Genomic DNA, 19185 nt, shown 5'->3' on the forward strand with positions numbered 1-19185 from the left:
AAAAATCACAGAATTCAGGCAGGATTGTACGTGTGGCCGTCCCGGTTGTCAGGATTTTGCCGCCGCCCGGCGCGGCACGTACAATTGGGGTTTGGCTTTCCCGTTGTGAAGAGACACCATGGCCCGATCCAAAAGCAGTAACCGCTGGCTTGAAGAGCATGTAAACGACCCCTTCGTGAAACAGGCGCAGGTGGATGGCTACCGCTCACGTGCCAGTTACAAGCTCCTTGAAATCAACAAGAAGGACCGGCTGATCCACCCCAATATGGTTGTGGTGGATCTGGGCTCGGCTCCTGGCGGCTGGTCCCAGGTGGCGGCCAAACTCGTTGGCCACAAGGGCCGGGTGATTGCCTCCGACATCCTGCCCATGGATGCCATTGCCGGCGTGGATTTTATCCAGGGCGATTTCACCGAAAACGACGTGTTCGACTCGATCATGGCCACCCTGGGTGATGACCCGGTGGACGTGGTGATTTCCGACATGGCTCCGAACATCAGCGGCGTGACCGTGGCCGACCAGGCCTCGTCCATGTATCTGGTGGAACTGGCCCTGGACATGGCAAGCCAGGTGCTCAAGCCCAAGGGCAGCTTCCTGGCCAAGGTGTTCCAGGGTGAAGGCTACGACGAGTACCTGAAATCGGTCCGCGCTGTCTTCGACAAGGTTGTGGTGCGAAAGCCGGATTCCTCCCGCTCCCGCTCCCGGGAAGTCTACATTCTCGGCAAGGGCTTCAAGGGCTGATTCAGCCTGCAGCCCTGTCGAATCCCTGCATGACGTTCACCGCGTTGACGCCGATGGCGTCGACGTCGTAACCGCCTTCCATGGTAAACACCGTTGGTAGTCCAAGCCGCGCGAGACGTTGGCCCAGGGTCAGGTAATCGCCGGAGGTCAGCTTGAAGAACGAAATCGGGTCTTCTTCGAAGGTATCGACACCCAGGGCAACCACCAGGGCATCGGGCTGGAATGACTGGATCCGCTCGCAGGCGGTTTCCAGCCCCTGGCTCCAGACGCTGTAGGGCGTGTTTGGCGGGTAGACGATATTCAGGTTGTAGCCCTCGCCGGCGCCCTCGCCAATCTCGTCTTCAAAGCCCAGAAAATGGGGAAACACCAGGTCCGGATCGCCATGCAGGCTGATGGTGAGCACATCGCTGCGTTCGTAGAAGATCGCCTGGGTGCCGTTGCCGTGGTGGAAGTCCACATCCAGCACCGCGACCTTGCCATAGCCCTGGTCACGAAAGGCCTGAGCCACGATGGCGGCGTTGTTGAAGAAACAGTACCCGCCGAACAGATCGGCATGGGCGTGATGTCCGGGTGGGCGGCACAGGGCAAAGGCAGCGCGCTCGCCTCCGGCCACCAGTTTCTGGGCGGTAAGGGCCACATTGGCGGATGCCCGGGCGGCTTCCCACGTACCATCCGAGATCGACGTCTCCGCCGCGAAGCTGTAATAGCCCAGCCGGCCGTCGATGTCCCTGGGCCGCCGGTGGCGCATGCCGCGACCCGCCCAGACCGCCGGGATGGCTTCACCCGGTTTGCCGGCAGCCAGCCATTCCTGCCAGCAGGTTTCCAGGAACGCCACGTAATCCGCCGTGTGCACCCGCTTGACGGGCTCCAGACCAAATTCTTCCGGTTCCAGAATCTCTCCCAGCGCCTGTTCTTTCACTCGTGCCAGGATGGTTTCGGCACGAGACGGCTTCTCGTGAGGCTCGATCAGCAGTCCGCCATCCAGTTCGGTTTTGACGTGTCGGCGGCTGTGCAATGGAGAGAATACGGTTTTCATGGTCTTGAGTGGTCCTTGCTGAATGACGTGAGCACTTTGGCACAGGGAGCTTGATGGCTCAAAGGCCCTGATTGTGGCAGGCTGAAACCTTTTGCGGGCAGAGGGGATTACCGATATGGCGACGAGCGACAGGCCGGTAAAGGATGATTGATCTGATCGCGGACATGACCCTCGCCGAGGTTCTGGGCCAGGTGTGCGGTCTTGTAGCCTTGGGTTTCTGCATTGCCGGCTTCGCGAACAAGAATGACGACCGGTTGATGGTGCTGCTGATCTCCGCCAACGTTGCGTTTGCCCTGATGTTCGCGTTCTTCGAAAGCTGGACGGCGTCGGCGCTCACCGTTCTGGTGATCGTGCGCATTACTTTGGCCCGAAAATACCAGGGCAACTGGCCTATTATGCTGGGCATGCTGGCGGTGAACCTGGTGGTAGCCTGGGCGACCTGGAAATCCATCACCGATGTATTCCCCCTCGCCGCCGCCGTTTTCGGCACCGTGGGCATGTTCATGCTCAGGGGTATTCCCCTGCGAATCGTGCTCGGGTTTGCTGCCCTGGCCTGGATGCTCAACAACATCGTTATCGGTTCCGTGGGTGGCACCCTGGCGGAGGGCATGGTGCTGGTCACCAACATCATCACCATCATCCGGCTCTATCGGCTGCAGAAGAAATACCCCGATTTCACGCCCGGAAGTTGAACGGCGTTGCGGGTCGGCGGTTTCGCATCTCAAGACTGACTGAAACAACCAGGGGCAGGGACCACTTTGGCCAATTCCCGACCAGCGCTGCCTGAGCTATCTTGATTGCAGGCCATTGATTATAAAAAGCGGACTGGAATCCGAGAGGACAGGCAATGAGTAACCAGCATTTCGATGTACTGATCATCGGCGCCGGCGTTTCCGGCATTGGCATGGCATGCCATCTTAAGCGTGAATGCCCCGGCAAGTCGTTTGCCATCCTCGAACGTCGGCAGTCCCTGGGTGGCACCTGGGATCTGTTCCGTTACCCGGGAATCCGTTCGGATTCGGACATGTTTACCTTCGGCTACAATTTCCGCCCCTGGACAGGCGGCAAGGTGCTGGCCGACGGCGCATCGATCAAGAATTATGTGGCGGAGACCGCCAGGGAGCATGATGTCGAGCGCCACATCCGCTTCGGGCTGGCGGTGAAGACAGCGGACTGGTCAGGTGTCGACAAATGCTGGAAGCTCTCGGCCCTGAACGAAGCCACCGGCGAAACAGAACACTACACCGCCAACTTCATGGTCGGCTGTACCGGCTACTACAATTATGATCAGGGCTACAAGCCGGACTTCCCGGGTGAAAATGATTTCCGTGGCCAGATTGTGCAGCCACAGCACTGGCCGGAAGATCTCGACTACGCGGGCAAGAAGGTGGTGGTTATTGGCAGCGGCGCAACCGCCATAACCCTGGTGCCGACAATGGCAGTGCAGGCCGCTCATGTCACCATGCTGCAGCGCTCACCCACCTATCTGATGCCTCTGCCTTCAACCGACAAGGTGACCCTGTTCCTGCAGAAAATTCTGCCCGAGAAGACTGCCTATCGGCTGACCCGGGCCCGGAATATTTCCATTTCCCGTTTCCTTTACTTGCGCTCCAGAAGGAGCCCGAAGTTCATGCGCCGGCTGTTCCTGGGCATTATCAAACGCAAGGTTGGGGACACCGCGGACATGCGGCACTTCACGCCGGATTACAATCCCTGGGATCAGCGGCTGTGCGTGGTAAAAGACGGGGACCTTTTCCAGGCCATGAAAGCGGGCAAGGCTTCCATCGCCACCGATCATATTGACCGATTCACGGAAACCGGCATCCGCCTGAAATCGGGCGAGGAACTGGAGGCGGATATCATCATCCCGGCAACAGGTCTGGATATCCAGATGCTGGGTGGAATCCGGCCGACTGTGGACGGCCAGGAAGTCGTGATGAAAGACAAGATTATCTATAAGAATGTCATGGTGGAGGGCGTGCCGAACGCCGGCATGATTTTTGGCTACACCAACATTTCCTGGACCCTGAAGGTGGACATTGCCGCCGAGTACCTGTGCCGGCTGATGAACCTGATGGACAAGCGTGGCTATCGTACCGTGGTGGCCCGGGACACAGAGAACAGTCGCGGCGACGACACGGTGCTTGGCTCTCTGGATGCCGGCTACATTCGCCGGGCCGCCGATCGCCTGCCCCGCCAGGGCACTCACGGGCCCTGGAAGTCGTCCCAGAATTATCTGGAGGACGTCAGAATCCTGCGATTCGAGCCGATTGAGGATGGCTACCTGGAATTCGATGGCAAGCGGACCCACGCGAGCCACAAGGAATCCGGTGGTTTCCTGCGGCCCCTGCGCTCGGCCCTGTTCGGGACCTGATCAGTCAAACGCCGAACGTATGACATCCCGGTAGTTGCGAATGCGCTGCACGTAATGCACGGGCTCATAGCCCCGAGCATATCCGTAGCGGGTGCTGGGATAGTATCGCTTGTCGGCCTTCAGGGGTAACACCTCAGTCATATCCTGCCAGGAGTCCGGATTCTTGTTCAGGCTCCGGGCCAGCTCCCGGGCATCCAGCAGGTGCCCTCGGCCAATATTGTAGCTGGCCAGCGCGAGGAAAGTGCGGTCTGGCTCCGGAATGGTCTCTGGCAGGCGGCGGTGCCGGTCGGCCAGATAGCGGGCGCCACCATCAATAGCTGCATCGGGATCGAGCCGGTTGGTTACACCCAGAGATTCGGCGGTTCGTCGGGTCAGCATCATGATGCCGCGGACACCGGTGGGGGATTTCGCCGCTGGGTCCCAGTGGGATTCCTGATAGGCCAGCGCGGCCAGCAGGTCTGCGGGCATGCCGGTTTTGGCCTCCGCTTCCCGGAATTGATCGATGAAATCGGGCAGGCGGTCTTCAATGCGTCGATTCAGGGCCCGCAGATCCACGAAATCAAAGTCGCCAATGTAGGCATAGTAGCGGTTCTCCATCAGCCCTATGGCCTCATCGCCTTCGACGCTATTCATCCACTCGTGGGCATCGGAGGCCAGATCTTCGGAAGCCTTGGGCATGTACCAGCCAAGATTCCGACCCTGTGTTAGCGTCATCGCCACTTCCAGGTGGGGGAAATGCCGGCGCATGACCTGAACAATGTTGGAATCAGCGACGGTGCAGCCGACATCCCGTTCGGCAACATCCGAGAGAATGACCTCTGTCGTGCGATCTGCATCCTCCTCAAAAACGATTCCCGGATGCTGTTCATTCAGCTTGTTCAGGGTTTCAACGTAGCTGGAGCCGGCGGTTACGACAATATCAGTGCCGGGAATGTCCGCAGGTTTGCGGGGCATGGGCCGAGCGTCGCGATGGCAGACGAGTTGTTCGGTAATCTCGGTGTGGGCCGGGCCTCTTACAAAGCGCTCATCGCGGGAGGCGAGGTGCGTCAGTCCCGCTGCGGCCAGATGGGTGTTGCCAGATTCCAACGCCGCCAGAACGTCGCTGGTGGAATCGAGCATGGTCCATTCTACCTGCCAGCCCCGACTCTCGGCGTAGGCGCTGATCAGTGCGTGCTCCGGACCGACGGGGTTCTCATGCCGATCCACGTAATAGGTTGTGGAGCCATTGCGGGTAGCTACTTTGAGTACGCCCGTTTCCGACGGTGGCTTGATATCCGTTGTCGTCGGTTGGCTGGTGCTGGTGTCGTCACTGCAGCCGGCAAGCAGGAGTGGCAGGATCACAAGACCCGCGGCGAACTTCCATCGGGACATCATCAGGAATTTCCTGTCTTGGGATGTTTTCTACGTATAAACACGTACCCCCCTATCATAGTACTCGCTATCTGCCGTTCCGGATTGCTTTTATCTGGTTTGCTCCCCCACTGCCGATCGTGGCAGCGCTCTGCTGCTCCATGTTCTATGCTGAGAGCCTCTGCAAACGCTCAGGAGAATGTTATGCGCCCTATTTTTAGACTGGTTTTGGTGGCTTCAACTCTGTTGTTCGCCACGCTCACCAATGCCGCAGATGGACTGGTCGCGATTAAAAGCAGTCACGATGTAAAAGCCACGGCCGACAAACTCGAGTCTGTGCTAAAAGAGAAGGGCATGACGGTCATGGCCCGCGTTAATCATCAGCAGGGCGCGGAAAAAGCCGGGCTGGAGTTGCGTCCGACGGAAGTGGTTATTTTCGGCAACCCCAAAGTCGGTACGCCACTGATGCAGTGCGCCCAGAGTGTGGCCATTGATCTGCCCCAGAAAGCCCTTATCTGGGAGGATGCCAACGGTGATGTATGGCTGGGGTACAACGATCCGCAATACCTGAAGGGCCGCCATGACATCGAAGGATGCGATGAGGTGCTCGGGAAAGTGAGCGGTGCACTGGGAAATTTTGCCAAAGCGGCAACCCAGTAGATAAAAACGCCCCGCGGCTAACGGGAGCAACTGGCCTGGTTCACTCCTCGGGTGCCCGGATCTTTTCCAGGCCCCTGGCCAGGGTTGCCCGTGACAGCTCGCCCATATGGGAGTCAACCAACTCTCCATGATCGTTGTAAAACAGCGTGGTTGGTAAGCCATTGCTGCCCACAGCCCGGGCCAGCTGAGCCTGATCGTCCCGGTAGAGATTGCTCAGATTCAGACGGTTTTCCTCAAGAAAGGAACGGATGGTCTCGGGCTGTTCCCGCTGATTGGCAAACACAAACGCGACATCCGGGTAGATCTGCTGGGCCTCCTCCAGCACGGGCATTTCCCGGATGCAGGGTGGGCACCAGGTCGCCCAGAGGTTCACCACCAGGGGCTTGCCGGGAGCCAACCGGGACAGGCTGATCACTTCACCATTGAGCGAGCGCAGGGTCACGTCCGGCATACTGCGGGCCTGCTGTTCGATCAGTGTAATGGTGCCTGCGGTACCGGCCCAGAACAGGGCGCCCGTTAACGCGGCCGTAGCCAGTGGCTTGCGTTGCGATTTCCTGCGCCACATCAGAAAGCCGGTGAAGATGATGGCGCCGATGACACCCCAGAGCGCATCGAAACCGCCGTCCCGGATATCAATGATGCCCAGCAGGTCGTTCTGGTAATGCTCGAAGTAGCTGATCACGAAACCGATCCGGGCGCTCAGCATCGCTACCACAAAGATATCCGCCACTGATCCGGCCACCGGCACCCGGTATTTGCGGCCGAGTATCCCTCCAACCAGCAGAGCCAGGCCGAAGGCAATAACTAACAGCAGGTGACCGATGGACAGGCTCAATGGGCCGATACTGACGCTCATTCCTGAAACTTCCTTATAAATCCGTGTTAGGTTGCGGGGATCAAAGCACTCTGACTTGAGGATGAGTGCCAGGTTCCTTCGGATGCTTATTATAATCACCTATGGCTAATTGGCCGGGGCTCTGTTAATGTGCCCGCATCCTGCCTCTAGGGATTCCGCAGTTTAAGGCTTTAAGCCCGTGCGACCTTTCCATACGACCTGTCAGAGGACGTCACCCCGATAACGGCGCGTGACCGTAGTCGTCTTTTATTCCATGAATGTTCATGGCATCTGCCCGCATTCGCCGAAAACGGTGGTCGTGGAGGCAGAACAATCAAGAGTTGATCTTATATGAGTTTTTCTTCACTCGGTTTGTCCGAGCAGCTGGTCCGTGCCACGTCTGACCAGGGTTATGAAACCCCGTCTCCCATTCAGGCCCAGGCCATTCCTGCCGTGCTTTCTGGCCGGGACGTTATGGCGGCAGCCCAGACCGGTACCGGCAAAACCGCCGGCTTTACACTGCCTCTGCTGCAGCGTCTGGGTGAAAATCCGCGCACTGGCAAAGGCCCCCGCGCCCTGATTCTGACGCCCACCCGTGAACTGGCGGCGCAGGTTCATGACAGCGTGAATCTTTACAGCAAATACATTCCGACCAAGGCCGCTGTGGTCTTCGGTGGTGTGAAAATCAATCCGCAGATGATGAAGCTGCGCAAAGGCCTGGACGTGCTGGTGGCAACACCGGGCCGTCTGATGGACCTGTATCAGCAGAATGCTGTGCGCTTCAACGAAGTGGAAATCCTGGTTCTGGACGAAGCCGATCGCATGCTGGACATGGGCTTTATCCGCGACATCCGCAAGATCCTTTCGTTGTTGCCGGCCAAGCGCCAGAACCTGCTGTTCTCTGCCACCTTCTCCAACGAGATCCGGACTCTGGCAGAAGGTCTGCTGGATAACCCGGTTCAGGTTGAAGTCGCGGCTCGTAATACCTCTGCCGAAAATATCAAGCAGTCTGTCTATCCGGTAGACCAGAGCCAGAAAACAGCGTTGCTGAGCAAGCTGGTTCGCGATAACAGCTGGGATCAGGTGCTGGTTTTCACCCGCACCAAACACGGGGCCAATCGCCTGACCCAGAAGCTGGAGAAGGACGGTATTACGGCTGCTGCCATCCATGGCAACAAGTCACAGGGTGCCCGTACCCGTGCGCTGGCGGATTTTAAAGCTGGCGAAGTACGTGTGCTGGTGGCGACGGATATCGCCGCCCGTGGCCTGGATATCAAACAACTGCCCCAGGTAGTGAACTTTGAACTGCCCAACGTACCGGAAGATTACGTGCACCGTATCGGCCGTACCGGCCGTGCCGGTGAAAGTGGTCACGCCCTGTCTCTGGTCAGTGCCGATGAAGGCAAGATGCTCGCCGGTATCGAAAGACTGATTAAAAAGCAGCTGCCGCGCACGGAAGTGGAAGGCTTTGAGCCGACCAACAACCTGCCGCTGAAGCCCAAGGCCAAGGCCGACCCCAGCCGTGCCCGTAACCGTAATGGTAACGGCGGTGGCAATGGTCGTCCCGGCGGAAAGCCGAAGAGCTTCGGCGCCAAGCCGGGTGGTCGCAGCGGTGGCCGTAGCCAGAATGGCGGTGGTCAGCGGAGTCGTCCGGCTCAGCGCCAGAGTGCCTGAAGGCTGATTGGCAGTTATGAGAAACGGAGCTTCGGCTCCGTTTTTCTGTTTCTGGTGGCCTGACTTTTTGAGGGTGGATGCTCTAGTATCAGGGTCTGAAACCAGTCCGGCCAGGATATTCCCGCCTATGCATCAATCCAGCTCTCTACGGGCACAGTTGGGCTTGAGCCGACCAACACGGTCCATGGCCGATGGTCAGTTTGTGCTCGCTCTGGTTATCGGTTGTCTGATCGGGATTTTGCTGACAGTGCTTGCCGGAGGCAGTGGCTGGCAGGATGCCGACCTGTTGTCGATTTTTTCACTGGTACTCTGGGCGCCTATCATCGAAGAACTGGCATTTCGCGGCGTGGTGCAGGGCTGGCTGGCTAACACTCCGGTGGGTCAGAAACGCTTTGCCGGCCTGTCCTTCGCAAACCTTATCGCGGCGTTTCTGTTTACCGCCTGGCATCTTGTTTACCGAACCGATCTGATGGCCTGGCTGGTGTTCCTGCCTGCTCTGGTGTTTGGGTATTTTCGGGACCGGTACGACTCGCTGCTGCCCTGTGTGATTTTGCATGCCGCTTATAATGCTGCCCTGTTGCCGGGTTGGTATCTGTTTTCCTGAGTACCATTGAAAAAACCCCGGCCTGGATTAAGTGCCGGGGTTTTTCGTTATTGCCGCTCGCTTTTATGACCGGGCTTTGATCTTCCTCACGGTCAGACCACCAATGGCCAGAGCAGTCAGGAGGAACAGGGTCGGGTCAAACGGAGCACCCGGGCTGTAGCTGCAGCCGAAGATGGTACCGCCACCGCTGCTGCTGGTTGCGGTTGGCGTATCGCCATTGTCATCACCGCCATCATCGGGAATCTCGGTCGTTACTGCCTCACGGTACAGGGCATGGGTGCCTGAGGGAGTGTTTTCGTTCCAGACCACGAACAGTTCGTTGCCGGCCGGCGTCATTCGAATCTGTGACTCGAAGTCTTCCACATCTTCCGCGTCGCCAGCGAAACGCACGATCGGCGTTACATAATCACCTTTGTCTTCAGCGCGTGCGGCAAACAGGTCCAGCTCGCTGGGTTCTTCCAGGCTCCACTCGGAGACATTGGTCTGGGTGCCCCAGGCAACGTAGAACTTGGCCTTGTCCTGGCACTCCTCCGGATCGTTCTCGCACTTCGGCGTGCTACCGGGCGTGCCCACGAGACGGGGTTCGCGAACATTGATGCCTGTGTCATCAATGTTGCTCAGGTTTTCCGGTGCAGAGTAGGTGCCTGCTACCGCATCGTAGCGACGGATGTAGAAGTTGTAGTTCTTGGTGTTGGTGTACAGCAACTCCGCCAACACCGAAGTGTAGGTATAGCCGATGTAGAAATCATCGCCCCGCAGTAAGCCACGGTGGGCAATCGAGTTCTCTTCTACCTTGAAGTTGGTGGGATCAGACAATGTGGAAGTTGCGAGTTCTGCGTCGCTGGTCGCTTGGGCCTCCTCGGTCCGGCTGCTCATGTTCAGGGCACGTTGCTGGTTGGGCAAGCCAATGGCCGTCAGATAATCCGAGGTTTCGCAGGCCGGGTCAACGGCCGGCGTCATATCCGCCGTTGCAAAACCATTGCTTCCACCAAGTGCGAAACCTTTGCGCAGCATGATGTCGGAGGGGCCACCTTGGGTAAAGTCCCCCTCTTTCCAGAAGATGCCGAGGCGCAGACCACTCTCTGTTCCGGGAGTTTTCTGAGGTACAAAGCGGACACGGCGGGCATTTAAGGACGGATCACTGATAATGCAGCCAGCGGCGGCAGCGGGGACTGAATTTTCATCAACATAATCGGTCCAGCCGTCCGGATTATTCCAGTCGAAGGTGTGGTAGCGGATAAACTTGCCTTCATCCAGCCCTTCCGACCCCTTGGTTTCCTCATAAGCAACGATTACTTGAGGAACGCTTTCAAGTTCTGAATTGAACTGCAACGCTAGGTTCGCGCGTGATGCTCCTGCTTTACCGCTTTCAATGTTCTCGTCTGGTACCAGGCCATCCGCGTCCTGAATAATGTCAAAGTTACCGGAAGCGGTCTGTCCGTTAAAGTTGTCGGTTATGCGAACTGGCTCAGACCAGATTTGAACTCCGTCGGTTACAACGTCCTGATCGGCCCAGTCTTTCAGAGCATAACTGTACCAGATATCGGTGCCAGAGCTGACGTTGGCGCCAGAAGCACCGTCGCCCGGGCCATCTGCTTCACCGCGTTGAAGGCCACGGGGATCCTCTTGCCAAGTGATGGCCCATTCGCCGGTGCCCAGACCACGATTGACATCCTGTTTGGCGTCGCGCTCCCCGCTGGATAGCTGCATCGGCTCGTCCCAGATAATCTCGCTCGTCTCTGGCGTATCCACACTGGTACCGGTTACGACATAAGTGCAGCTGAAGGGAACCTCGCGATCCTCGAGGGTCAGGTAACTGACCGTTCTCTGCAATGTGTTCTCTGTTGTCCCATCTGGTCCTTCGCAGTATTTGTCCACCCAGGTCACAGCGATCCGGTTGCCGCTGTTAAAAATGTTGGGCTTGTCCGAGTCGCCGGGAAAAGGCGCTGCGTTTCCGTCACCATTCCAGTCAGTAGCAATTGAAGACTTGCCGGCCGTTTCGGAAATATTTTCCGGTTCTGACCAGTTGGCGATATCGTCACAATCTGCGTCGCAATACCGGACAAAGAGATCCCGGGCTGGCCGCTCGCTTTGGCCCTTGACGTCGTAAACGGTGTTGGAATTTGGGTCGAGATAATCCCCGTAAACGGAAACCAGCCGTCCACTGGTCATCCGGACCAGTTTGGTTTTATTGGCGCCGCCATTGGCACTCAATTGAACCGTGTCACCAAAACTCAGACCGGTTGCCCCCCAGGCCATGCCGGATGAGCCAACGGCAGTTATTAGCGCGCTAGCAAGAAGTGTTTTTTTCATGTTTTGAACTCCATTAACCAGACTCTGACTGCTCAGCAAAAGCTTGCAATTGATTACTTTTCATTATTAGGTTAGATCACTTTTGCGCAGTGTGTCGACGGCTCATGGATTGTTCTGGCCGAAATTTGATCAGTGTCAAAACCTGGATTCTGGTTGTGTATCAGCCTGAATAGTGGAGTAATTTTGAGAGAAAACTATGAAGAATGTTCTGAAAAACGCTGTGCTCCCGCGGCGATATGTCGCATTTGCGGCCATCTTCCTGACGGCTTGCGGTGGCGGCGGGGGGGCAGGGCTTGATGTTAGTGAAGAAACCGATCCGGACTCCGAGCATGGAGAGGTTTTACCCTCACTGACGACCCAGATAGAGCACTGGAGTCCGACCGGCGTTTTCCTGGCGGCGGCGGATTGTGGCCAGTGCCATACTGCCAGTCAGCCCGGTGACAGCCCCGCTGTGCTGCGGGCGCCAGATGCTCAGATCTCTGAGAATCAGCCCTCGCCCCAGGGTGATGACATCAGTCCCTTCGCAGACTGGAAAAGTACTGTGATGGCGAACGCGTTCACGGATCCTTATTTCCGGGCGAACATGATGCATGAGGCGGAGACTTTTCCCCATCTGGCAGGCTTCATTGAGGACAAATGCCTGACCTGCCACAGTCCTATGGCCACGACGCATGCTCATCAGACGGGGACAGGTCTTGATGGTGAGTTTTATCGGGCCGAACAGGCCCTTGTTGACCCCCATGCCCGGGAGGGGGTCAGTTGCACAGCCTGCCACCAGATAACGGACAGTGTATTGGACGGTAATGCGTATCCCGATGGCGTGCATTCCGGCAATTTCGAGATTCCTGCCGAGGATGATTCGGACGCATTCACGATCCATGGGCCCTATCAGAATCCGCAGGGGCAGGCGATGCAGAATCAGGTCGGGTACACGCCGGCTTTTGGTCAGCATATGTCGGACTCACGTCAGTGCGCCAGCTGCCACGAGCTTTACACCCCGACCATCGATATGGAGACGGATCAGCCCAACGGTGAGGACTTTCCTGAACAGACGCCTTACACCGAGTGGGCCAACAGTGATTTCGGACCCAATGGCAGCAACACCCGTTCCTGTCAGCAGTGCCATATGGCGCGCGAAGGGATCAGTGAGAACTTCCTGACCCGTTTGGCGGTCAGACCGAACGGTTCGGTAAACGCCAATTGGCCCGAAAGGCAGCCTTACTCACCTCATGTGATGCTTGGTGGTAATACCTGGTTGCTTGAGACCCTGGAGCTGTTCAGAGAAGAACTCGGTCGCGGCGATATCAATGAGGCGGGGGAATTCACTGCTACGGCAGAGTTGACCCGGGCGTTCCTTAAAACGGCTGCATCTTTATCAATAACCGGACGAACCCTCGGATCCGGCGAGTTGGCCTTCGATCTGACCATTCAAAACGAAAGCGGCCACAAACTCCCCACCAGTTTTCCCTCCCGGAGAATGTGGGTCGGAACCCGGATCACCGATGCCAGCGGCAACGTTGTGTTTACCAGCGGGCTTCCGGACGAATCTTATCGCTTGCCAATGGACGCGGTGTTTACTTCGGATGCCTGCCTGGCTGCGAAGAAGACTTCCGATTTTGATTCCTCGGTCTGCTATCAGCGTCACATCAGTGAAGTGGTCTCTGAACAGAATGTGCCGGTTTACGAGGCTGTCCTGGGCTCTACGACCGGGCAAATCACTCATATACTGCTCTATGCCGCAGACTCATTGAAGGACAACCGTATCCCTCCCAGGGGCTTCGACAGTGACTCGGCACCAGAGGACGTTCGCCCGGTCGGGGTGGCTGGAGACAGTGACTTTAATGCTGGCAACGAGGGCAAGGACACGATTCGTTACCGGATCCCGGTCAGTGCCGATGCGGCCTTGCCATTACAGGTGGAAACGACTCTTTACTATCAATCCATCCGTCCCACGTTTATCGACGGTTTGCATGGGGAGCACGAGTGGGTTGATGAGTTCCAGACAATTGCCAGATTGAACCCGCCGCCCGCCGAGGTGATGGCCGAGCTCAGCTTCCAGATCCAGTAGTAACCATCGACAGGCTCAGGGATGAGCGGTCACAAAATTAATGAGGGGGCACAAAAAAGCGGGGCCGGAGAGCCCCGCACAGGAAAACGCATCTTCCGCCAGCCAACAGACCGTGGCGACTGGCGGAGGCACGGGAATCAGAACTTGTAGGACACGCCTACCATGTAGACCCAGGGGTCGATATCAACGTCGATGGTGCTGGTGTCGGCTACCGCGTTGCCCGCGTAGGCATTGATGGTGGCTTCGGTGTCGATGTCGATCCACCAGACTGCGGCGTTGATACCCACGTTTTCGGTGATCATGTAGTCAAGACCAATTTCGGCTGCCAGACCAAAGCTGTCATCCAGCTTGATGTCGGTGCCCGTGATCGTGCCGGGAGGGGTTCCCAGGTTGGCTTGTGCAACCCCGTCATAGACGCCGGTAAGGGTGCTTGTGGTCTTCTCTTCGAAGAAGTTGGTGTAGTTTACGCCCGCGCCCACGTATGGCTGGAATTTACTACCACTGGGCATCGGGAAGTACTGCAGCGTAATGGTTGGCGGCAGGTGTTTGGTTTCAGCCAGCTTGCCGGCACCGCCGAGGACTGGGCCATCACCTTTGATGTCATGCTTGAACGGAGTTGCGGCCAGAATGCCCACAGCGAGCTGGTCGGTCAGCATATAGGTGCCAGTCAGACCAAGTTGAGTGTCGGAATCGACGCTAACTCTGGCGCCAACAATTTCGCCCACAGCGTCAGACTTGAGGTTGCCACTTGAGGAATCCGGATCAACCGTTGCCACACCAACGCGGCCGATAAAATCACCAGCTTCGTACGCCTGAACAGCGGGAGCAGCAGCCATTACCGCTGCAGCCAGAACACCAAGTTTGAATGTACGGGACATATCCATCTCCTTAACCTGAATCGTTGATGACTGCAGATTAATGACATCGGGAAATGGAAACTTGATTTAGCGCAAGAATGCCCGGGCAGGTGAGCGCGTTTGATCAGCGGATTGATTCAACTCAAAAAAACCGACGGTGATTCGATTGCTGCGGTTATTGCGAATAGTCAGGCAGAGTTCTTTTTCCGCACGGGCAGGCTCTCGTCCGGGACAAACACGTCTCTGATGGACAGGGCCTGGCCATCGGCGTCCTGGACTTCTACCGTGTGAATCGGCCGGCCGGTGGCGCGGTCGCGCAAATCGAGCGGAGGCTCGTCCGGAGCAGGGTTCCATTTATCCCCCCATTGACGAAGGGCGATAACCACCGGGAAAAGATCCCGGCCTTTTTCGGTCAGGCGGTATTCAAAGCGTGACCCATGTTCGCCCACATCCACCTTGCGCAGCACTTCATTGTCCACCAGCCGTGCCAGTCGATCACACAGGATGTTCTTGGCAATGCCCAGTTCCTGCTGGAAGTCCACGAACCGGCGGGTGCCATACATGGCGTGCAGCACAATCAGGAGGGACCACCAGTCGCCCACTTCATTGAGGGCGCGGGCGACGGAACAGCTGGAGTCATCAAAACGTTTTCTGGCCATGAACGAAGTGTACCGAATAGGGTTGCATTTTAAAACCAGATTCAATAGGGTTGCTTAACGAAACCAAATTAGTGAGGTTGCATACTACCATGAGCATGAATCTTGGCCCGCTTTTCGAACCGTTTGAACTTCACAACCTCAAACTGCGAAACCGGGTGGCCATGGCGCCCATGACCCGTAACTTCTCGCCGGAGGGCGTTCCGGGAGACAACGTGGTGTCCTATTACCGCCGACGGGCCGAAGCGGGCGTTGGCCTCATCATTACCGAAGGCACGACCGTCAATCACGCGGCCGCCAACGGCTATCCGAATGTACCGGCGTTTCACGGCACCGACGCTCTTGAGGGCTGGAAGCATGTGGTCGACGCGGTCCATGAGTTCGGCGGCGCGATTTTCCCGCAGCTCTGGCACGTGGGTGCCGTCAGGAAGGAGGGCACCCCGCCGGATCCTTCGGTACCCGGATACAGCCCTTCCGGCTTGTTCGCGCCGGGCAAGCCCAACGGCAAGGCCATGAGTAAAGAAGACATCGAGGATGTTGTCGTAGCGTTTGCCGATGCGGCCCAGGATGCCAAGGCCCTGGGTTTTGATGGTGTCGAGCTCCATGGCGCCCACGGCTACTTGCTGGACCAGTTCCTCTGGGAAGGTACCAACCAGCGCAACGATGAGTACGGCGGCAGCCTGGAGAACCGCCTGCGGTTCGTGGTGGAGATCGTTGAAGCGGTTCGTCATCGGGTTGGCCCGGACTTCCCGATCATGCTCCGGTTCTCCCAGTGGAAGCAGCAGGATTACGAAGCCAGGCTGGTCAACAGCCCGGAGGAACTTGAGCGGTTCCTGAAGCCTCTGGTGGACGCAGGTGTCGACATTTTCCACGCCTCCACCCGCCGTTTCTGGGAGCCGGAGTTCGAAGGCTCGGATCTGAACCTCGCAGGCTGGACCCAGAAGCTTTCCGGTAAACCGACCATGTCCGTGGGCAGTGTCGGGCTGACGGAAGATTTCATCAGCGGCACCTTTGCCAGCAAGCAGGAAGCCGTTGAGATAGCCGGCATCGATGAGCTGGTGGAGCGAATGAACAACCACGAGTTTGAACTGATCGCTGTGGGTCGGGCACTTCTGCAGGATCCGGAATGGCTGATCAAGGTGAAAGAAGGCCGACTGAACGAGGTGGAGTCGTTCGCGAAGAAGTCCTTAGCCAAGCTGTATTGATTGTCCCCTTCGATCAAGCGATCGAAACCTGCCGCAGTGTCTTCGGGCCTGCGGCTTTTTTGTGTTCCAACAAGTTCAAAAATTCCTGCCTTTTCGGTTGGCGGCGTGATACCTAGGCGGCGGCTGTTCGGCCGAATTGCTCTGTATCAAATTCGGTGCTTTGCACAGAGTCAAATGTTTTGTTCTGCTTTAAAGTGATCTACTTTTTTGTTGATGCCCCTGTAAAAAGGGGTCGACTGTGCGGCGAAATGCCGCATCTCGTTTTGGCGTTGATCAATTAGCATTCAATTGGCAGTTCGAAGAATCACGAGGGAGTGAGCAATGAAGTATCAACACAATAAATTTAAAGGGTGCTTCAGATCTGACAAATTAAGTCGGTTTGGAGCAGGTTGCACAGGGAGTAATATTCTCATCGGTTCGGTTTTTGCCGGGCTGATTGCTGGAACAGCGGTGGCGCAGGAGCCCACGCCCAACACCTTTGTTGATGTTCCGGTGCCCCAGATGACGGGCTGGAACGATGTCAACTATCTGAACGTTGAGCCAGGTATCGACGGGTATTCTGGCGCCTCTGCCAGAACGCAGATCTATACCAGTGAGGCAGCCAAGCAAGCTGCCGAAACGGCGATTCAGACCGACCCCAACGCATCTGATATTGAAGATGCCCTCTGGACGGACAGCCCCGCTGCCGTTTATTACGCGCTCGACGATGGCAGTGGTCGCGCACCCGGTATCCAGGTAGTCACGGACGATTTCGCGTTCCCTACCAATAACTGCATCATGGCTTCCGGTGAACGCGTGGACGAGGAACTGGGAACGGTAGTTCCAAAAACCTGTAGTGATCCCGCGAGCAGTTCCAAGCGCTATTTCCTCGAAGTCAGGACGGCCGATACTCCCATCGATATGGTGTTTGATATCGGTCTGAAAGACATCCGCTACGGTGGCGTCAAGGATCCAGTCGACGATGGTGGCGAAGCACTGGCAGCTTTCCGCGAAGAATTCGGTATTGGCCGAATCTATCGCGTGATCCAGAAGGTCATCAACAACACAGATGAGCGCTGGGTTGGTGTAAACGTTGAGTTGGGCCACGGTGTTGGCGCCGATTTTGAGCGGTTCAATTTTGCCGAAGATGGCGTAGCCTTCGAGCTGAGAAATTTCGTTCCGAGAGAATTCTTTGAGGGCGAAACCGGTGCTCCTGACATTGAGGTCTGGCAACCCGAGCGGTATGCAACCTTCTCACCGAAGCTCTTCGACGATGGATCTCGTGACCGCTTCGATCCGGGCTTTTTCGACGATGCAGCCGGCGGTCTTTTCCCGCCACAGGACACCAGCGGTGACCCGGAAAAATCGCCGTTTATTTTCAGTGGTACCGATGCCAATCTGAACGGTTCTTTTGGTGCGATAACACCGAACCATTTCAGCATGGCAGATGCGCAGGCAATGGGCAGCACCGTGGAGCAGGGCGTGTTTGGCTATGTTCTCCCCGACTTGCTGGCACCGTATGTGATTGCTCGTTACGACGAGGGTAATCCCGAGGGTGAGTCGGATGCCCTTGAAGCCTGGTGGGATGGCTCCGCATGGCGCTATGGCCTTGCTGGCGATGCCTCTGGCCTGAACCCGTTTGGAACTGTTCCGGACACTGTTCTGGAGCAATGGGCGGCGAAACTGTTGGGCATTGACCCGGGACTATTAGGCGATTCTGTTCGTTATGACTCCATTCTTGGGGATGACTTTGCTACTCAGAACATGGATGTTTACATCTATATCAGTGAAGGCATTCTCGACGATTCTGGCGTGCCAAAATTCGATAACCTCACACTTCGTGTAACCGGCGTGTCCACTGCTGAGGCCGGTTTGGCTACTACCGACCTCGGCAACAACATTCCGAGCTGGATTGATGAGCGAACATGTGAGGTATTTGAAACTCCGCCGTGTTACGAAAACAATTTTGCCCCGTTGGTGAGTTTCTTGAACGAGGATGCGCCAGTTGCGCTGAATGACCTTGCGACGACTGTGGGTACTGATCCTGTTGATATCGAGATCCTTGGAAATGACATCCTGCGTCAGGAACTCCTGCAAAATCGCATTGATGCGAATGCGGTTACGGTTGTCGTTAATAAGAAATCGGACCCGACCAATGGGACCGTTGAAATTGTTGATGGTGTCGCAGAATATACCGCGAATGCCGACTTCTCCGGATCTGACAGCTTCACGTATTCCGTGACGGTGACCGATGCCGATGGCGGAGACGGTGTTGACTTTGGAACGGATGTGGAGTCGAACACTGCGACTGTAACCATCCAGGTTGACAGTCCGCCTGTTCCGGATGCCCCTGTGGCAGCCAACGATTCGGCTGTAACCTTCTTCGATACGCCCGTTACGATTGATGTACTGGCCAACGATACGCTGCCAGAGGGGGCACCGACGATTGATATAAATAACCTACCGTCGGCTTCACAAGGCACAGCTGTCGTTGAAAATGGTGCGATCGTGTTCACGCCCAATGAGAACTATACGGCCTTCGACGTACCTGCCCGGTTTACCTATCAGGTGACGGTCAATGACAAGGTTTCGAACAGTGCTCTGGTTACCGTGAGAATCGACGATACTCCGGAAATCTATGTGCCACCCGCAGAGCCTTCCGACGGGGACGGTGGACTCTTCGGATGCAGCTACAACCCGGGTGCACCCTTCGACCCGACCCTGCCGCTACTGGCACTGGCTGCCATCGCCGGGCTTGCGTACCGCAAGCGCAGCCAAGCCTGAAAGTCAGCTAGCTGATACCTCACTGGCCCTCGCATTGCGGGGGCCTTTTTA

General features: G+C 56.9%; 15 protein-coding genes. 9 read left to right on the top strand and 6 right to left on the bottom strand.

All coding sequences use genetic code 11. The annotated features are described in order from the left end of the window. The first annotated feature begins 118 nt into the window (after positions 1-118). Complete coding sequence (rlmE, locus tag CFB02_RS15180; RefSeq protein WP_088558664.1) at positions 119-739, top strand: 23S rRNA (uridine(2552)-2'-O)-methyltransferase RlmE; 621 nt, start codon at positions 119-121, stop codon at positions 737-739. A 1-nt stretch (position 740) separates the two neighbouring features. Here rlmE and CFB02_RS15185 read toward each other — a convergent pair whose 3' ends face one another. Then, positions 741-1775, bottom strand: coding sequence for a histone deacetylase family protein (locus tag CFB02_RS15185; protein ID WP_088558665.1), 1035 nt, complete (start codon positions 1773-1775; stop codon positions 741-743). Positions 1776-1918: 143 nt separating this feature from the next. On the opposite strand from CFB02_RS15185, the gene CFB02_RS15190 reads away from it, so the two are divergent. Both CFB02_RS15190 and CFB02_RS15195 read left to right on the top strand, forming a co-directional pair. Continuing rightward, on the top strand, positions 1919-2467 hold the full coding sequence (locus tag CFB02_RS15190) for a YgjV family protein (protein WP_008172644.1): 549 nt from the start codon (positions 1919-1921) through the stop codon (positions 2465-2467). A gap of 155 nt (positions 2468-2622) precedes the next feature. Then, the gene (locus CFB02_RS15195; RefSeq protein ID WP_088558666.1) at positions 2623-4149 is read left to right on the top strand and encodes a flavin-containing monooxygenase; all 1527 of its coding nucleotides are present in this window, start codon (positions 2623-2625) and stop codon (positions 4147-4149) included. Here the strand turns inward: CFB02_RS15195 and mltF are convergent, their stop codons facing one another. Continuing rightward, positions 4150-5523 (bottom strand): membrane-bound lytic murein transglycosylase MltF, encoded by a 1374-nt coding sequence (gene mltF / locus CFB02_RS15200; protein WP_227519242.1) that lies wholly within the window; start codon positions 5521-5523, stop codon positions 4150-4152. 180 nt (positions 5524-5703) lie between these two features. On the opposite strand from mltF, the gene CFB02_RS15205 reads away from it, so the two are divergent. Next, complete coding sequence (locus CFB02_RS15205) at positions 5704-6159, top strand: DUF302 domain-containing protein (RefSeq protein WP_088558667.1); 456 nt, start codon at positions 5704-5706, stop codon at positions 6157-6159. A 40-nt stretch (positions 6160-6199) separates the two neighbouring features. Here CFB02_RS15205 and CFB02_RS15210 read toward each other — a convergent pair whose 3' ends face one another. Further along, positions 6200-7015 (bottom strand): TlpA disulfide reductase family protein, encoded by an 816-nt coding sequence (locus CFB02_RS15210; RefSeq protein WP_088558668.1) that lies wholly within the window; start codon positions 7013-7015, stop codon positions 6200-6202. A gap of 330 nt (positions 7016-7345) precedes the next feature. On the opposite strand from CFB02_RS15210, the gene CFB02_RS15215 reads away from it, so the two are divergent. Beyond that, positions 7346-8668, top strand: a complete 1323-nt coding sequence (locus CFB02_RS15215) for a DEAD/DEAH box helicase (RefSeq protein WP_014578759.1) — start codon at positions 7346-7348, stop codon at positions 8666-8668. A 127-nt stretch (positions 8669-8795) separates the two neighbouring features. After that, a complete protein-coding gene (gene mrtJ / locus CFB02_RS15220; RefSeq protein ID WP_227519243.1) occupies positions 8796-9272 on the top strand; it encodes a JDVT-CTERM system glutamic-type intramembrane protease MrtJ in 477 nt (158 codons plus the stop codon). Positions 9273-9335: 63 nt separating this feature from the next. On the opposite strand, the gene CFB02_RS15225 is transcribed toward mrtJ, so the two are convergent. Next, positions 9336-11585, bottom strand: a complete 2250-nt coding sequence (locus CFB02_RS15225) for a choice-of-anchor O protein (protein WP_088558670.1) — start codon at positions 11583-11585, stop codon at positions 9336-9338. Positions 11586-11781: 196 nt separating this feature from the next. On the opposite strand from CFB02_RS15225, the gene CFB02_RS15230 reads away from it, so the two are divergent. Further along, on the top strand, positions 11782-13653 hold the full coding sequence (locus CFB02_RS15230; protein WP_088558671.1) for a hypothetical protein: 1872 nt from the start codon (positions 11782-11784) through the stop codon (positions 13651-13653). Between the two features lie 137 nt (positions 13654-13790). On the opposite strand, the gene CFB02_RS15235 is transcribed toward CFB02_RS15230, so the two are convergent. Both CFB02_RS15235 and CFB02_RS15240 read right to left on the bottom strand, forming a co-directional pair. Continuing rightward, positions 13791-14531, bottom strand: coding sequence for an OmpW/AlkL family protein (locus CFB02_RS15235; protein ID WP_088558672.1), 741 nt, complete (start codon positions 14529-14531; stop codon positions 13791-13793). 167 nt (positions 14532-14698) lie between these two features. After that, positions 14699-15169, bottom strand: a complete 471-nt coding sequence (locus CFB02_RS15240; protein ID WP_014578755.1) for a winged helix-turn-helix transcriptional regulator — start codon at positions 15167-15169, stop codon at positions 14699-14701. Positions 15170-15258: 89 nt separating this feature from the next. On the opposite strand from CFB02_RS15240, the gene CFB02_RS15245 reads away from it, so the two are divergent. Together CFB02_RS15245 and CFB02_RS15250 are read left to right on the top strand one after the other, a co-directional pair. Then, a complete protein-coding gene (locus tag CFB02_RS15245) occupies positions 15259-16371 on the top strand; it encodes an NADH:flavin oxidoreductase (RefSeq protein WP_088558673.1) in 1113 nt (370 codons plus the stop codon). 450 nt (positions 16372-16821) lie between these two features. Continuing rightward, on the top strand, positions 16822-19134 hold the full coding sequence (locus tag CFB02_RS15250) for a choice-of-anchor F family protein (protein ID WP_088558674.1): 2313 nt from the start codon (positions 16822-16824) through the stop codon (positions 19132-19134). The last annotated feature ends 51 nt before the right edge of the window (positions 19135-19185 follow it).

It is taken from the genome of Marinobacter sp. es.042, assembly GCF_900188315.1.
Taxonomy (GTDB): Bacteria; Pseudomonadota; Gammaproteobacteria; order Pseudomonadales; family Oleiphilaceae; genus Marinobacter.

Coding starts and splice junctions, on each gene's coding strand:
- rlmE (WP_088558664.1), top strand. CDS start 119: ATGGCCCGATCCAAAAGCAGTAACCGCTGGCTTGAAGAGCATGTAAAC.
- CFB02_RS15185 (WP_088558665.1), bottom strand. CDS start 1,775: ATGAAAACCGTATTCTCTCCATTGCACAGCCGCCGACACGTCAAAACC.
- CFB02_RS15190 (WP_008172644.1), top strand. CDS start 1,919: ATGATTGATCTGATCGCGGACATGACCCTCGCCGAGGTTCTGGGCCAG.
- CFB02_RS15195 (WP_088558666.1), top strand. CDS start 2,623: ATGAGTAACCAGCATTTCGATGTACTGATCATCGGCGCCGGCGTTTCC.
- mltF (WP_227519242.1), bottom strand. CDS start 5,523: ATGATGTCCCGATGGAAGTTCGCCGCGGGTCTTGTGATCCTGCCACTC.
- CFB02_RS15205 (WP_088558667.1), top strand. CDS start 5,704: ATGCGCCCTATTTTTAGACTGGTTTTGGTGGCTTCAACTCTGTTGTTC.
- CFB02_RS15210 (WP_088558668.1), bottom strand. CDS start 7,015: ATGAGCGTCAGTATCGGCCCATTGAGCCTGTCCATCGGTCACCTGCTG.
- CFB02_RS15215 (WP_014578759.1), top strand. CDS start 7,346: ATGAGTTTTTCTTCACTCGGTTTGTCCGAGCAGCTGGTCCGTGCCACG.
- mrtJ (WP_227519243.1), top strand. CDS start 8,796: ATGCATCAATCCAGCTCTCTACGGGCACAGTTGGGCTTGAGCCGACCA.
- CFB02_RS15225 (WP_088558670.1), bottom strand. CDS start 11,585: ATGAAAAAAACACTTCTTGCTAGCGCGCTAATAACTGCCGTTGGCTCA.
- CFB02_RS15230 (WP_088558671.1), top strand. CDS start 11,782: ATGAAGAATGTTCTGAAAAACGCTGTGCTCCCGCGGCGATATGTCGCA.
- CFB02_RS15235 (WP_088558672.1), bottom strand. CDS start 14,531: ATGTCCCGTACATTCAAACTTGGTGTTCTGGCTGCAGCGGTAATGGCT.
- CFB02_RS15240 (WP_014578755.1), bottom strand. CDS start 15,169: ATGGCCAGAAAACGTTTTGATGACTCCAGCTGTTCCGTCGCCCGCGCC.
- CFB02_RS15245 (WP_088558673.1), top strand. CDS start 15,259: ATGAGCATGAATCTTGGCCCGCTTTTCGAACCGTTTGAACTTCACAAC.